Source organism: Streptomyces sp. NPDC012466 (assembly GCF_042955215.1).
Classification (GTDB): domain Bacteria; phylum Actinomycetota; class Actinomycetes; order Streptomycetales; family Streptomycetaceae; genus Streptomyces.
Genome location: NZ_JBIBEQ010000003.1, coordinates 305,751 through 319,931, shown reverse-complemented (window position 1 = coordinate 319,931; position 14,181 = coordinate 305,751). Strand labels below are relative to the sequence as shown.

The following is a 14,181-nucleotide window of genomic DNA, read 5'->3' as shown; positions in this document are numbered from 1 at the left end:
CGGGCCCCGCACGTAGGGATCCGGCCGCCCGACGCGGTGGGACCGCGGGCCTGGCCGGACACCCGCGCGTAGGCAGTCCCGCCGCCCGAGGCGCGGTTGGGTTGCGGCCCGGCCGACCCCCGCCTGGAGGCGGAATCCGGCTGCCCGGTGCGGTGCGGTGGGGCCGGGCCTCGGCCCCGGTCCGGCTCCCCGCGTGCAGGGGGCGTCGGGGCCGCTGTCCGGCCGACCCCGCTTCAGGCGGAATCCCGCCGCCCGGGCGGACGGCTCGTGCCGTGCGAGGGGCCCGGCCAGCCCGTCGGGCGGCTCTGCGCTCGTCCCGTCCCGGCGCTGGGGCCGAGCACCCTGGCGTGGTCCGGTGCCGGGCCCGCCGCACCCCGTGCGGGACGGGGTGCCGTGGGCCCGGCGGCAGGGGTCAGGCGCTCTCGGGGGCCGCGATCAGCAGGACCTTGCCGATGTGGCCGCTCTCCTCCACGACCCGGTGTGCGGCGGCAGCGTCCGGCATCGGGAGTTCGCGGTCGACGACCGGGCGCAGGTGGCCGCCCGTGAACAGGGGCCAGACGTGCTCGCGCACGGCCGCGACGATGGCCGCCTTCTCCTCCAGGGGCCGGGCCCGCAGGGACGTCGCGCTGATGGCGGCGCGCTTGGCGAGCAGGGCGCCGATGTTCAGCTCACCCTTCACTCCGCCCTGCATGCCGATGATCGCGAGCCGGCCGTTGACGGCGAGGACCCTGACATTGCGCTCCAGGTACTTGGCGCCCATGTTGTCGAGGATGACGTCGGCCCCGGCGCCGTCCGTCGCCTTCCTGACCTCCTCGACGAAGTCCTGCTCGCGGTAGTTGACCAGGATGTCGGCGCCCAGCTCGGCGCACCGCTCCAGCTTCTCCTTCGTACCGGCCGTCACGGCCACCCGCGCACCGACGGCCTTGGCCAGCTGGATGGCCATCGTGCCGATGCCGCTCGAGCCGCCGTGCACGAGGAGCGTCTCACCGGGACGCAGGTGGGCGATCATGAAGACGTTCGACCAGACCGTGCAGGCCACCTCGGGCAGCGCCGCGGCCTGGGTCAGACCGACGCCGTCGGGCACGGGCAGCAGCTGCCCGGCCGGGACGACCACCTTCTCGGCGTAACCGCCGCCGGAGAGCAGCGCGCACACCTCGTCGCCGACGTTCCACCCGGAGACCCCGCTGCCGATCCCGGCGATCCGCCCGGAGCACTCCAGGCCCGGGTAGGGGGACGCGCCGGGCGGCGGTTCGTAGAAGCCCTGCCGCTGCAGGATGTCGGCCCGGTTGACGGCGCCGGCCGCCACCTCGACCAGGACCTCGCCCTCGCCGGGCACGGGGTCCGGGACCTCGTCCCAGACCAGCGCCTCGGGCCCACCAGGTTCGGGAATCGTGATCGCATACATGCAAGGGACCGTACCCCTCGGTCCCCGGACCGAGTCCGCTCCGTCTCCGGGACCACCGCGCGTGGGCCTTGGGACCGGTCCAGGCGAAAACCGTGTGCGGGACCGATGAGTTTGCGCGACGGTAAAGGTCTCCCCATGCGTAGCCCAAGCACGCGGAAGGACCCGAAGCATGAGCACGCAGACGTCCGGCCTGGCGATCGAGACCGCGGGCCTGGTGAAAACGTTCGGCGAGACGAGGGCCGTCGACGGAGTCGACCTGGCCGTGCCCGCGGGCATGGTCTACGGCGTCCTCGGCCCGAACGGCGCCGGCAAGACCACCACCGTGAAGATGCTCGCCACACTCCTGCGGCCGGACGGCGGCGAGGCCCATGTCTTCGGCCACGACATCGTCCGCGAGGCGGACGAGGTGCGCGGCCGGGTGAGCCTCACCGGCCAGTACGCGTCGGTGGACGAGGATCTCACCGGCACCGAGAACCTGGTCCTGCTGGGCCGGCTCCTCGGACACCACAAGAAGGCCGCCCGCGCACGCGCCGGCCAGCTCCTGGAGGCCTTCGGGCTGACGGAGGCGGCCGCGAAGCAGGTCAAGCACTACTCGGGTGGCATGCGGCGGCGCATCGACATCGCCGCGTCCATCCTGAACACTCCCGACCTGCTGTTCCTGGACGAGCCGACGACCGGTCTGGACCCGCGCAGCCGCAACCAGGTCTGGGACATCGTGCGGGCCGTCGTCGCCCAGGGCACCACCGTGCTGCTGACCACGCAGTATCTGGACGAGGCCGACCAGCTGGCGTCCCGGATCGCCGTCATCGACCGCGGCAGGGTGATCGCCGAGGGCACCAAGGGCGAGCTGAAGTCGTCCGTCGGCGCCGGGTCCGTCCATCTGCGCCTGCGCGATCCCGGCCAGCGCGACCTCGCGGCCGACCTGCTGCGCCGCGCCCTGGACGCGCGGGTGCAGCCGGAGCCCGACCCGGTGGCCCTCACCGCCCGCCTCGGCACGGCGGCGAGCGACGACTCGGCGGCCGAGCAGGCCGCCCGCGCGCTGAGCGAACTGGTCCGCGCCGGGATCACCGTCGACAACTTCTCGCTGGGCCAGCCCAGCCTGGACGAGGTGTTCCTCGCCCTCACCGGGCACGACACGCACGACTCCTCCGACCGCTCCGACGACCCGAAGGACGAGGTGGCGGCATGAGCACCGCGACGACCACCGAGAGCAAGGAGCTCGCCCCGGTCAGCGCCGAGACCCTCGCCGCGCTGCTCGTCTCCAAGGAGCGGCCGCCGCGGCCCAGCGCCTGGTCGGCGTCGATGACCTTCGGCTGGCGGGCGATCCTCAAGATCAAGCACGTGCCGGAGCAGCTCTTCGACGTCACGGCGTTCCCGATCATGATGGTGCTGATGTACACGTACCTGTTCGGCGGGGCGCTGGCCGGGTCGCCGAAGGAGTACATCCAGTTCCTGCTGCCGGGCATCCTCGTGATGTCGGTCGTGATGATCACCATGTACACGGGTGTCTCCGTGAACACCGACATCGAGAAGGGCGTCTTCGACCGGTTCCGCAGCCTGCCGATCTGGCGGCCGTCGACGATGGTCGGCTATCTGCTCGGCGACGCCCTGCGGTACACGATCGCGTCGGTCGTGATGCTCACCGTCGGCATCATCCTGGGCTACCGGCCGGACGGCGGGGTGGCCGGTGTGCTCGCCGGGATCGCCCTGCTGGTGGCCTTCTCGTTCGCCTTCTCGTGGATCTGGACGATGTTCGGGCTGATGCTGCGCACCGAGAAGTCGGTGATGGGCGTCAGCATGATGGTGATCTTCCCGCTCACGTTCCTGTCCAACGTGTTCGTAGACCCGAAGACCATGCCGGGCTGGTTGCAGGCGTTCGTCAACAACAGCCCCATCACCCATCTGGCGTCGGCGGTGCGCGGCCTGATGGGCGGTGACTGGCCGGCCGACGAGGTCGCCTGGTCGCTGGGCTGGGCGGCCCTGTTCGTGCTGGTCTTCGGGCCGGTCACGATGCGCCTGTACAACCGGAAGTAGCCCTCGAAGCCAGGGCTCTCGGCCGGCCGTCGCGCACCGGAGGGGTGCGGGGCGGCCGGCCGTTCGCTCGGTCCGTCAGTTGTTGCGGGGCATCGGGGGCATCGGACGGATGTCCGGCGCGACCTGGGTGGCAGGGGTCTTGCGGACGATCGTGATGAGCCGGTCGGTCAACTCCAGCCTCCCCACGGCCGGATCGTCGTAGCCGAGGACACGGTGACCGCGTATGACGCTCACCACCAGGTCGGCGACCTCCCGCGGCGCCTTGCCCACCTCGGCCTTGACGACCGGCCGTTCGACGATGTCGAGACCGCTGCCCTGCTGGATGAGGTCCTCCATCACCATGCCGGCGGAGGGGCTGAGCACGGACAGGCCGAGCAGCCGGCCGGCGGCACTGGCGCTGGTGACGACCGCGTCGGCACCCGACTGCTTGAGCAGCGGCGCGTTCTCCTCTTCCCGGACCGTGGCCACGATCTTCGCCCCGCGGTTGAGCTGGCGGGCCGTCAGCGCCACCAGGACCGCGGTGTCGTCGCGCTGGGTCGCGATGATGATCTGACGCGCCCGGTGCACCTCGGCCTGCTTCAGCACCTCGCTGCGGGTCGCGTCCCCAACGATGCCCGCGTAGCCCTCGGCGGTCGCGGCGTCGACCACCTTGGAGCTGGGGTCGACCACGACGACCTGCTCCTTCCTCAGACCCGTCGCGCAGACGGTCCGGATCGCCGACCTGCCCTTCGTGCCGAACCCGATGACGACGGTGTGATCGCGCAACGTGGACCTCCAGCGGGTCAGTCGCCACTCCTCCCGAGTGCGTTCGGTGAGGGCTTCGAGCGTGGTGCCGACCAGGATGATCAGGAACAGCACGCGCAGGGGCGTGACGACGAGAATGTTCGTGAGCCGGGCGCTTTCGCTGGCCGGGGTGATGTCACCGTAGCCGGTGGTGGAGAGCGTGACGGTCGCGTAGTAGAACGCGTCGAGGAGGCTGAGGCCGCCGCCCGCGTTGTCGTTGTATCCGGCGCGGTCGGCATAGACGATCAGCGCGGTCACGACGAGGACCAGCAGTGCCATGGACAGCCGCTTGGCGACCTGGCGGATCGGGTGCTCCACCACTTTCCTCGGGAGCCTCACCCGATAGGTCACCAGATGCTCGTCGGCCTGTCGGGCGATCGCGTCCTGGCCCGGAAGTTTCACGTGAAACACACCCCGATTCCTCCGGACGCCCAGGGCAGGTCGAGCAGTTCCGCCTCCTGGCCCGGGCGGGCGCCGCCCGGCTGTACGACGGCCAGCGCGTCGGCCGCCGCGATGCCGCGCAGCATGGCGGGGCCGTTGTAGTGCAGCGGCACGGCCTCGTCCCCGCGCAGGACGACGGGGACGAGCCGGGTGTCGTGCGGGTGCCCGTGCACGGCGTCCCGCAGCGGCATCGTGTACGGCTCCGGGGCCGGACGGGCCGCGAGGATCCGCAGCAGCGGCTCGGCGAGCGTCAGCAGGCCGGAGACGGCGGCGAGCGGATTGCCCGGGAGGCCCACGAGGTGCTGCGTCTCGGTGATGCGGGCGAGCAGCATGGGGTGGCCCGGGCGCACCTTGACGCCGTCCACGAGGAGTTCGGCGCCGATGCGGCCGAGGGTGGGGTGGACGTGGTCGAGGGGGCCCGCGGCGGTGCCGCCGGTGGTGAGGATGACGTCGGCGTCTGAGCTGGTGACGGCCTGGTGCAGGGCATCGGCGTCGTCGCGGATGCGCCGGACGGCGGTGACCTCGGCGCCGAGCGCCCGCAGCCAGGGCGGCAGCATCGGGCCGAGCGCGTCCCGGATCAGGCCGTCGTGCGGCAGTCCCTGGGTGAGCAGTTCGTCGCCGAGGACGAGGACTTCGGCGCGCGTCCGGGGGACGGCGGTGACGGTGTCGTATCCGGCCGCCGCCGCGAGCCCGAGGACGGCCGGGGTGACGAGGGTGCCGGCGGCGAGGAGCTGGTCACCGGTGCGGCACTCCTGGCCGCGCGGGCGGATGTCCTGGCCGTGGACGACGTCCCTGGTCGCGTACAGACGGCCCTTGTCGTCGGTGCGGCCGTGCTCGCTGCGCAGGACGGCGGTGGTGTCCGGGGGGATGCGTGCGCCGGTGGCGATCCGGACGGCCTCACCGTCGGTGAGGGGCGCGGGCGCGGCGTGCCCGGCGAGGACGCCCTCCTCCCGTACGTGCCAGGGGGCGGGGCCGCAGACCGCCCAGCCGTCCATCGCGGAGGTGTCGAAGGAGGGGAGGTCGGTGAGGGCGTCGAGCGGGGTGGCCAGGGTCAGGCCGAGGGCGGTGTCGAGGGGGGCGGAGACCGGGGCGCGGCGGGCTGCCCGGGCGGCGTCGCGGCCGGCGCGTTCCGCGAGGGCCCGCGCCTCGGGCCAGGGGGTGGCGCGGTGGCGGGTGTCGGGCCGGTCGGAAGGGTCCTCCTGGTGGGGGGTGCGGGCACCGTCCGCCCCGCCTCGTGCCGTGGGGCCGGGCAGGTGGTTGCCGTTGCTGTTCTTCACGAGGGCGAGCACCTCCTCGACGTCGAGGTCCTCGGCGTCCTCACCGGCACGGGCGCCGTGCGGGGTCATCCGGCGTCCGGGCGGGTGTCGGGCGTGGCGTCGGGAGCCACATCGCCCTGAGGGACCTGTGGCGCGGTGCCGGCGAGCGGCTGGGCCCCGGAGGCGCTCTCCTCCTCCCAGCGGACGGCGAGGGCGGCGGCCTTGCGGGCGGCTTCGGCGACCGCTTCGGGGCCTCCGCCGGCCTGCGCGGCCGCGTAGCCGACGAGGAAGGTGGTCAGCGGCGCCGCGGGCCGGGCCACACCGTGGGCGGCGTCGCGGGCGAGATCGAGCAGGCCGCGGGTGTCGACATCGAGGTCGATCCCCAGTTCGTCCTTGACGGCGGAAATCCATTCATCCAACACGTGCCCATGCTCCCTGATACGTGCCCTGGCGGTGGCGATGTCGTCCCAGGTGTCGCAGTCGAAGGACGCGACGGGGTCGGAGACGCGGGTGAGGTTCAGCTCGGCGGTGAGACGCCGCAGGGGGAGACCGGCGAGAGCACCGTGCCGGCCGGCGAGGCGCGCGAGCTCCTCGCGCAGCCGCGGCGCGCGGTAGGCGGCCACGAGCGGCTGGTCACGGCCGCCGGGGTCGGTCAGCAGCACGCCGTCGGCGCCGCTCTCCCGCAGCGCGCTCAGCAGGCGGCCGACGGTCGCGTCCCGGAGGAACGGCAGGTCGGCGGAGAGCACCACGACATGTTCCGCCGTGGTGTGGCCGAGCCCGGCGTCGAGCGCGGCGAGCGGTCCGCCGCCCGGCGGGTCCTCGCGGGCCCAGGTGACGGGCCGTGCGGTCGGCCGGGGTGCGGCGACGACGACGGTGCTCCGGGCACCGGCGCAGGCGGCGAGCACCCGGTCGAGCAGGGCCCGCCCGCCCACGCGGACACCGGGTTTGTCGGTACCTCCGAGGCGCCGGGCGGCACCACCGGCGAGCACGACGGCGTCGTACCCGGCGGGGTCCTCCCCCTGGGCGGGGCCGGGGCCGGCGCCGGGTTCACCGGGGTGCTCGTAGGCGGTCACCCCCCGAGTATGCGCGGCCCCGCGATCACAGGGAACGCGGGGGAACCGACACGATCACGGGACGCGGATCTCGTACTGAACAGGAATCCCGGCGTCCGCACGACAGGCGCAGCGTCCGCACGGCAGGCACGGCGCCCGCACGGCAGGCACCGCGTCCGCGCTGGAGTCGCTGCGGCCGGACGGGAGTCGCTGCGGCCGGATGCGGGGTCAGAGCGTCCGCAGCAGCACCGCCGGCTGTTCCACGCAGTCCGCCACGTACCGCAGGAACCCGCCCGCCACGCCGCCGTCGCACACCCGGTGGTCGAAGGTGAGCGAGAGCTGGACGACCTGCCGCACCGCCAGCTCGCCCTCGTGCACCCACGGCTTGGGGACGATGCGGCCGACGCCGAGCATGGCGGCCTCGGGGTGGTTGATGATCGGGGTGGAGCCGTCGACGCCGAAGACGCCGTAGTTGTTCAGCGTGAACGTGCCGCCGGTCAGCTCGGCGGGCGTCAGCGTCCCCGTCCGGCCGGCCTCGGTCAGCCGGGCGAACTCGGCGGTCAGCGACTCGGCGTCCCGCGCGTGCGCGTCCCGTACGACCGGGACGACGAGGCCCCTCTCGGTCTGCGCCGCGAAGCCCAGGTGCACCTGGTCGAACCGGACGATCTCCCTGGCCTGCGCGTCCACCGTGGAGTTGAGCTCGGGGAAGCGGGCGAGGGCCGCCGTGCAGATCCGGGCCAGCAGGGCCAGGAGGGAGATCTTCGGTCCGCCGGCCGCGTTCATGGCCGTACGCGCCCGCATGAGCTCCGTGGCGTCGGCGTCCACCCAACAGGTGGCGTCGGGGATCTCGCGGCGACTGCGCGCCAGCTTGTCGGCGACGGCGCCTCGGATGCCCTTGAGCGGGGTGCGGATCTCACCGGGGGCCGCTGCGGAGGAGGCCATCGAGGGCGAGGGCGCGGATGTCTGCGGCAGGCCAGGGTGCGGCTCCGCCGGGGATGCCGTGACGCCCTGCCCCGCGGCCCGCAGGGCGTACTCCACGTCGGCCCGCAGGATCAGCCCGTCCGGGCCGGACCCGGTCAGCTCCCGCAGGTCCAGGCCGTTCTGGCGCGCGAGCCGGCGTACCAGGGGCGAGATCACGGGGACGGGTCCGTCCTCCGTCACGAGGCCGCCGCCCTGCCCGTTCACCGTCGTCGCGGCGCCGCCGGCCTGCCGGTCCACCGTCGTCGCGGGGCCCGGGGCCTGCGCGTTCACCGGGGCAGCGGCGGCGTCGGTCCGCCCGTTCACCGCTGCGGGCCCACCGGTCTGCCCGGCTGTCGCGGACGTGCCGGACACCGGCCGTTCCCGCCGGACCCGGCGGCGCCGCGCGGGCGCCTCGGAGGTGCCGTAACCGACCAGGACGTTGCCCGAGCCCCGGGAGCCGGTGTCCCCGGTCCCGGTGTCCCCGGCGCCGGGGGCCGGCCGCTCCCCCACCGCCACCGTGATCAGCGGTGCGCCGACGGGAAGTTCCGTGCCCTCCTCGCCGAAGCGGGCGGTGACCACACCGCCGTAAGGGCAGGGCACCTCGACCATCGCCTTGGCCGTCTCGACCTCGACGACCGGCTGGTCGATGGCGACCACGTCACCGACCTCGACCAGCCAGCGCACGATCTCCGCCTCGGTGAGCCCCTCCCCGAGGTCGGGCAGCTTGAACTCAAGCACCTGTGCCATCAGCTCTCGGCCTCCCACTGAAGACGCCCCACGGCGTCCAGGATCCGGTCCACACCGGGCAGGTGGTGGCGCTCCAGCATCGGCGGCGGGTACGGGACGTCGAACCCGGCCACGCGCAGCACCGGCGCCTCCAGGTGGTGGAAGCAGCGCTCGGTGACCCGGGCCGCGATCTCCCCGCCCGGGCCCCCGAAGGAACCCGACTCGTGGACGACGACCGCGCGTCCCGTCCGCCGCACCGAGGCGCACACCGTCTCGTCGTCGAACGGCACCAGGGAGCGCAGATCGACCACTTCGAGGTCCCAGCCCTCGGCCCGGGCCGCCTCGGCCGCCTCCATGCAGACGGGTACGGACGGCCCGTACGTGATGAGCGTGGCGCTCCGGCCGGGGCGCCGCACCACCGCGCGGCCGATCGGCTCGACGGGCGCCGGCTCCTCGGGGTTCCAGGAGTCCTTCGACCAGTACAGCCGCTTCGGCTCCAGGAAGACGACCGGGTCGTCGGAGGCGATGGCGGCGCGCAGCAGCCCGTAGGCGTCCGCGACGGTGGCGGGTGTGACGACATGGAGCCCCGGAGTCGCCATGTAGTACGCCTCGGAGGAGTCGCTGTGGTGCTCGACGCCGCCGATGCCGCCGCCGTAGGGGACGCGGATGGTGATCGGCAGGGGCATCCTGCCGCGGGTGCGGTTGCGGGTGCGGGCCACGTGGGAGATGAGCTGCTCGAACGCCGGGTAGGCGAACGCGTCGAACTGCATCTCCACGACCGGGCGCAGGCCGTACATGGCCATGCCGACGGCCGTGCCGAGGATGCCCGCCTCGGCGAGCGGGGTGTCCGTGCAGCGGTCCTCGCCGAACTCCTTGGCGAGTCCGTCGGTGACGCGGAAGACACCGCCGAGGGTGCCGACGTCCTCGCCCATGACGTGCACGGCGGGGTCCGCGGCCATGGCGTCGCGCAGCGCGCGCGTGAGGGCCTGCGCCATGGTGGCCGGCTTGACGGCGACGGTGGTCATCGGTGCGTGCCCCCCTCCGGCTCGGTGCCGGCCTCGGCCTCCAGCTCGGCCCGCAGCTGGTCCCGCTGCTCGCTCAGTTGCGGGGTCGGCTCGGCGTAGACGTGGGCGAACAGGTCCATCGGGTCGAGCACCGCGTCCTGGTTCATGTGCTCGCGCAGGGCCGCGGCCATGGTCTCGGCGTCCTGGCGGGCGGCCTCGATGCCGGCCTCGTCGAGCAGGCCCCGCTCGGTCAGCTCGCGCTCCAGCAGCCGGATCGGGTCGTGCTCGCGCCAGGTCTCGACCTCGGCGTCGCCGCGGTAGCGGGTCGCGTCGTCGGCGTTGGTGTGGGCGTCGACGCGGTAGGTGATCGCCTCGACGAGAGTGGGACCGCCGCCCGTGCGGGCACGGCGTACGGCGTCGGAGAGGACCTCGTGCACGGCGGCGGCGTCGTTGCCGTCGACCAGGCGGCCGGGCATGCCGTAGCCGACGGCCTTGTGGGCCAGCGACGGGGCCGCGGTCTGCTTGGCGAGCGGGACGGAGATCGCGAAGCCGTTGTTCTGCACGAAGAAGACCACCGGGGCCTGCCAGACGGCGGCGAAGTTCAGCGCCTCGTGGAAGTCGCCCTCGCTGGTGCCGCCGTCGCCGACCATGGCGAGCGCGACCACGTCGTCACCCTTGAGGCGGGCGGCGTGCGCGAGACCGACGGCGTGCGGCAGCTGGGTGGCGAGCGGGGTGCACAGGGGGGCGACCCGGTGCTCGTACGGGTCGTAGCCGGTGTGCCAGTCGCCGCGCAGCAGGGTGAGCGCCTCGACGGGGTCCACCCCGCGGGCCACCACGGCGAGGGTGTCGCGGTAGCTGGGGAAGAGCCAGTCCTGTTCCTTCAGCACGAGCGCGGCGGCGACCTCGCAGGCCTCCTGGCCGGTGGTGGAGGGGTAGACCGCGAGACGGCCCTGCTTGGTGAGGGCGGTGGCCTGCGCGTTGTAGCGGCGGCCCTTCACCAGCTGCGCGTACAGCGTCCGCAGCAGCTCGGGGTCGGCCTTCGCGGCCGCCTCGGTGCCGAGGACGCGGTACGGCTCCGCGTCGGGCAGCAGCGGCGCGGGATCCGTGCGCGGCTGCCAGGCGGGCGGCGGGGTCGGCCGGTAAGCGCCCCGCTGCTCCATGACCGTCATGACGGCACCTCCTCGTGGGAGCGGCTTGGAGAGGCGCATCGGCTGTGATGCGTCTCACCTACCGATTGTTCGGTCGCCGGCACATTTTGGCTACGGGTGGCCTCAGGCTGTGGACAAACGGTTCTCCACAACCTGAGATGGACGCACTACGTCCATGGCAGAGAGGCGGGGGCGGGTGCCAGCTGAACAAATGGCCGAGGGACAGGACGACAGCGGCCTGCTGCCGCCGCCGCGGCCCCTGGACGCCATCGATCAGGACATCCTGCGCATGCTCCAGGCGGACGGCCGCGCCTCGATACGGTCGGTCGCCGAGCGGGTGCACGTCTCGCGCGCCAACGCCTACGCCCGCATCAACCGGCTCGTCGAGGACGGGGTCATCCGTGGCTTCGGCGCCCGCGTCAACCACGAGCGGGCCGGTCAGGGCACGTCCGCGTACATCACGCTGAAGATCGTCCAGAACTCCTGGCGCACGGTGCGCGAGGAGCTCAGACAGCTGCCCGGGGCCTCGCACATCGCCTTGGTGGGCGGGGACTTCGACGTGCTGCTGCTGGTCCACGTGTCCGACAACCGGGCGCTGCGCGAGCTGGTGCTGACCCGGCTCCAGGCGATCCCGCAGGTGCTCAGCACGCGCACGCTGCTGGTCTTCGAAGAGGAGGACCTGGAGCCGCAGGGGTGAACGGCCGGGCCGCGCCCGTCAGCTCGCGGCCAACGCGACGCCCAGCAGCACCGCGAACATCACCGGGAGCAGCGCGCATCCGAGCCCGGCGCCGGCCGCCGCCATCCGCAGTCCGCGCAGGGACCGGCGGTGCGGGAGCACCCAGGCGAGCACGAGCAGGCCGGCCGCCCAGAACAGCACGCCCGAGAAGGCACCGGGGCCGTCCTGGGACGCGAACCAGCGGTACTCCAGCGCGAGCAGCGGCAGACCGGGCAGGGTGGCCACGAGCGGGGCCCGCCACCACGTCCGGTGGGCGGCGGGGGAGGGCGGCGCGTCATTTCCGGGCATGCGCCCACCCCATCACCGAGGGGCGGCCGGGACATCGCCACGCGTACTCATCCCGCCCGCGCGCGGGTACTCACGCGGGAGGGGCCGCCGTCAGGCGGCTTTGCGCAGGCCCCCGAACGCCAGCCGCACCACCGCGTCGGCCACCTCGCGCTCGCTCATGCCGCGGACGTCCGGCCGGTACCACTCGACGATCGAGTTGATCATGCCGAAGACCAGCCGGGTCACCAGCCGGACCTCTATGTCGGCGCGCACGTCCCCGTCCGCGGCGGCCGCCTTGAGCAGGTCGGACACCCGGTGGTCGAAGTCCCGGCGCCGCTCCAGGGCCCACCGCTCGGTGTCGGTGTTGCCCCGCACCCGCAGCAGGAGGGTCACGTAGGGCAGTTCGCTGATGAGCACCTCGACCATGCGCCGGACGACGTACTCCAGGCGGTCGGCGGCGCGCCCCACGCGCGCGTGCTCCTCGTCGAGGATCCCGAAGAGGCCGTCCAGCGCCCTGCTCACGGCCCGGCGCAGCAGTTCCTCCTTGCCGGACACATGGTGGTAGATCGACGACTTGGAGATGCCGGCCGCCCGGGAGAGGTGCTCCATGGAGGTGCCGTCGTAACCGCGCTCGATGAACACCTGGACGGCGACGGACAGCAGCGTGTCCGGGGTGTAGGTGTCGCGCTTGGCGGTGGTCATGAGGCGGTGCCCTCCCGCGGGTCGGAGGCGTGGGCGTGGCGGTACAGCGCCAGGGACGGCGCGTAGCGTCCCGAGGGATCGCAGCGGTGGAGGTCGTCCAGGAGGGCGTAGGCCCAGGAACGTCCGAGCCGGCGGCTCCACTCGAAGGGGCCCAGGGGGTAGTTGACACCGAGGCGCATCGCGGTGTCGATGTCCTCCTCGGTGGCCACGCCCTTGGCGACCGCGTCGTGCGCCAGGTCGATGATCCGCGCGACCGTGCGGGCGACGATCATGCCGGGCACGTCGCCGATGAAACTGACCTGCTTGCCGAGCGCCTGGAAGAGGCCGGTGGCCTCGGCGAGGGTCTGCGGGGAGGTGTCCTGGGAGGCGGACAGGGCGATCCGGGTGGCCTTGCGGTAGTCCAGGGCGAGGTCGAAGTAGACGAAGTCCGGGAACTCCACGGCCGTCTGCCCGTCGGCGAGGACGAGCCGGCCGCCGCTCGGGAGCAGCAGACACGCTCCCCCCTCCTCGTCGTCCTCGTCGCGGACCGGGATGCCCGCCTCGCGGATCAGGGCGAGCAGCTCGGCGGCCGGGCCCAGGTCGCCCTCGGCGACGACGTACGCGGGCGGCTGCCGCTTCTCGGCGGTGTCCGGCTCGGGGCGCTCGGCGCCGTCCCGGTACGCGTACCAGCCCTGGCCGGTCTTGCGGCCGAGCCGGCCGGACTCGACCAGGCGCCGCTGGGCGAGGGACGGGGTGAAGCGCACGTCCTGGAAGAAGGCCTGCCAGACCGACTGCGTGACGGACTCGTTGACGTCCTGGCCGATCAGGTCGGTCAGCTCGAACGCGCCCATCCGGAAGCCGCCCGACTCGCGCAGCACGGCGTCGATGGTGGCCGGGTCGGCGCCCTGCGCCTCGTAGACCGCGAAGGCCTCGGCGTAGAAGGGCCGGGCGATGCGGTTGACGATGAAGCCGGGGGTGTCCGCGCAGGCGACCGGCGTCTTGCCCCAGGCGCGGGCGGTCTCGTACGCGCGCGTGGCGTACGTGACGTCGGTGGCGAACCCGGAGACGACCTCGACCAGCGGCAGCAGCGGCGCGGGGTTGAAGAAGTGCAGGCCGACGAACCGGCCGGGGACGCGCAGGGCGCCGCCGATGGCCGTGACGGACAGCGACGAGGTGTTGGTGGCGAGCAGGCAGTCGTCGGAGACGATGCCCTCCAGCTCGCAGAACAGCTCCTGTTTGATGTCCAGCCGCTCCAGGACCGCCTCGACGACCAGGGCGCAGTCGGCGAGCTCGGCGAGGTCCTCGGCGGGCCGCAGCCGGGCGCGGGCGGCGTCCCGGTCGGCGCCGGTGAGCCGCTCCTTCTCGACGAGCCGGTCCAGGCGTGCGCCGATCGCGTCGGCCGCCTCCCGCGCCCGCCCCGGAACGGTGTCGTACAGCCGTACGGGATGGCCGGCGGCCAGCGCGACCTGGGCGATGCCCTGGCCCATGGTGCCGGTGCCGACGACGGCCACGGGGCTGCTGAGGTCGAGTGCTGTCATGTGCGCGATCCTCCCGCACGGGGTTTTCCACAGATGCGGCGGACCCCCTTGAACCGACCGATCGTTCGGTTACTCTAGCTCTGTCCGAGTGTTCCCGCCCAGGTTTCTGCCCAGGTCATGAACTCGACGAAGAGTTCTTGAGACGAGGAG

General features: G+C 73.3%; 13 protein-coding genes. 3 read left to right on the top strand and 10 right to left on the bottom strand.

What is annotated here, in order from left to right:
- Positions 1-412: 412 nt before the first annotated feature.
- Positions 413-1,405 (bottom strand): zinc-binding dehydrogenase, encoded by a 993-nt coding sequence (locus ACFY9E_RS13860; RefSeq protein WP_390982736.1) that lies wholly within the window; start codon positions 1,403-1,405, stop codon positions 413-415.
- Positions 1,406-1,574: 169 nt separating this feature from the next.
- On the opposite strand from ACFY9E_RS13860, the gene ACFY9E_RS13855 reads away from it, so the two are divergent.
- Positions 1,575-2,594, top strand: a complete 1,020-nt coding sequence (locus tag ACFY9E_RS13855; protein ID WP_390982734.1) for an ATP-binding cassette domain-containing protein — start codon at positions 1,575-1,577, stop codon at positions 2,592-2,594.
- The gene (locus tag ACFY9E_RS13850; RefSeq protein WP_390982732.1) at positions 2,591-3,439 is read left to right on the top strand and encodes an ABC transporter permease; all 849 of its coding nucleotides are present in this window, start codon (positions 2,591-2,593) and stop codon (positions 3,437-3,439) included. The genes ACFY9E_RS13855 and ACFY9E_RS13850 overlap by 4 nt, the downstream gene beginning before the upstream one ends.
- Positions 3,440-3,514: 75 nt before the next feature.
- Here ACFY9E_RS13850 and ACFY9E_RS13845 read toward each other — a convergent pair whose 3' ends face one another.
- The 6 genes from ACFY9E_RS13845 to pdhA form a co-directional block, all read right to left on the bottom strand.
- Positions 3,515-4,624: an NAD-binding protein gene (locus ACFY9E_RS13845; protein WP_390982729.1), complete on the bottom strand. Its 1,110-nt coding sequence runs from the start codon at positions 4,622-4,624 to the stop codon at positions 3,515-3,517.
- Complete coding sequence (locus ACFY9E_RS13840) at positions 4,621-6,009, bottom strand: molybdopterin-binding protein (RefSeq protein WP_390982727.1); 1,389 nt, start codon at positions 6,007-6,009, stop codon at positions 4,621-4,623. Before ACFY9E_RS13840 ends, ACFY9E_RS13845 begins: the two co-directional genes overlap by 4 nt.
- Positions 6,006-6,992, bottom strand: coding sequence for an NTP transferase domain-containing protein (locus ACFY9E_RS13835; protein ID WP_390982724.1), 987 nt, complete (start codon positions 6,990-6,992; stop codon positions 6,006-6,008). Before ACFY9E_RS13835 ends, ACFY9E_RS13840 begins: the two co-directional genes overlap by 4 nt.
- A gap of 207 nt (positions 6,993-7,199) precedes the next feature.
- Positions 7,200-8,678 (bottom strand): 2-oxo acid dehydrogenase subunit E2, encoded by a 1,479-nt coding sequence (locus ACFY9E_RS13830; RefSeq protein ID WP_390982721.1) that lies wholly within the window; start codon positions 8,676-8,678, stop codon positions 7,200-7,202.
- On the bottom strand, positions 8,678-9,682 hold the full coding sequence (locus tag ACFY9E_RS13825) for a transketolase C-terminal domain-containing protein (protein ID WP_390982719.1): 1,005 nt from the start codon (positions 9,680-9,682) through the stop codon (positions 8,678-8,680). The genes ACFY9E_RS13830 and ACFY9E_RS13825 overlap by 1 nt, the downstream gene beginning before the upstream one ends.
- Positions 9,679-10,830, bottom strand: coding sequence for a pyruvate dehydrogenase (acetyl-transferring) E1 component subunit alpha (pdhA, locus tag ACFY9E_RS13820; RefSeq protein WP_390982716.1), 1,152 nt, complete (start codon positions 10,828-10,830; stop codon positions 9,679-9,681). Before pdhA ends, ACFY9E_RS13825 begins: the two co-directional genes overlap by 4 nt.
- A gap of 190 nt (positions 10,831-11,020) precedes the next feature.
- Between pdhA and ACFY9E_RS13815 the strand changes: the two genes are divergently transcribed.
- A complete protein-coding gene (locus ACFY9E_RS13815; protein WP_390982713.1) occupies positions 11,021-11,506 on the top strand; it encodes a winged helix-turn-helix transcriptional regulator in 486 nt (161 codons plus the stop codon).
- 18 nt (positions 11,507-11,524) lie between these two features.
- Here ACFY9E_RS13815 and ACFY9E_RS13810 read toward each other — a convergent pair whose 3' ends face one another.
- The 3 genes from ACFY9E_RS13810 to ACFY9E_RS13800 all read right to left on the bottom strand — a co-directional run bounded on the left by ACFY9E_RS13810 (position 11,525) and on the right by ACFY9E_RS13800 (position 14,031).
- The gene (locus ACFY9E_RS13810) at positions 11,525-11,833 is read right to left on the bottom strand and encodes a hypothetical protein (RefSeq protein WP_390982711.1); all 309 of its coding nucleotides are present in this window, start codon (positions 11,831-11,833) and stop codon (positions 11,525-11,527) included.
- Between the two features lie 90 nt (positions 11,834-11,923).
- Complete coding sequence (locus ACFY9E_RS13805; protein WP_390982708.1) at positions 11,924-12,514, bottom strand: TetR family transcriptional regulator; 591 nt, start codon at positions 12,512-12,514, stop codon at positions 11,924-11,926.
- Complete coding sequence (locus ACFY9E_RS13800; protein WP_390982706.1) at positions 12,511-14,031, bottom strand: 3-hydroxyacyl-CoA dehydrogenase; 1,521 nt, start codon at positions 14,029-14,031, stop codon at positions 12,511-12,513. The genes ACFY9E_RS13805 and ACFY9E_RS13800 overlap by 4 nt, the downstream gene beginning before the upstream one ends.
- Positions 14,032-14,181 lie beyond the last annotated feature (150 nt).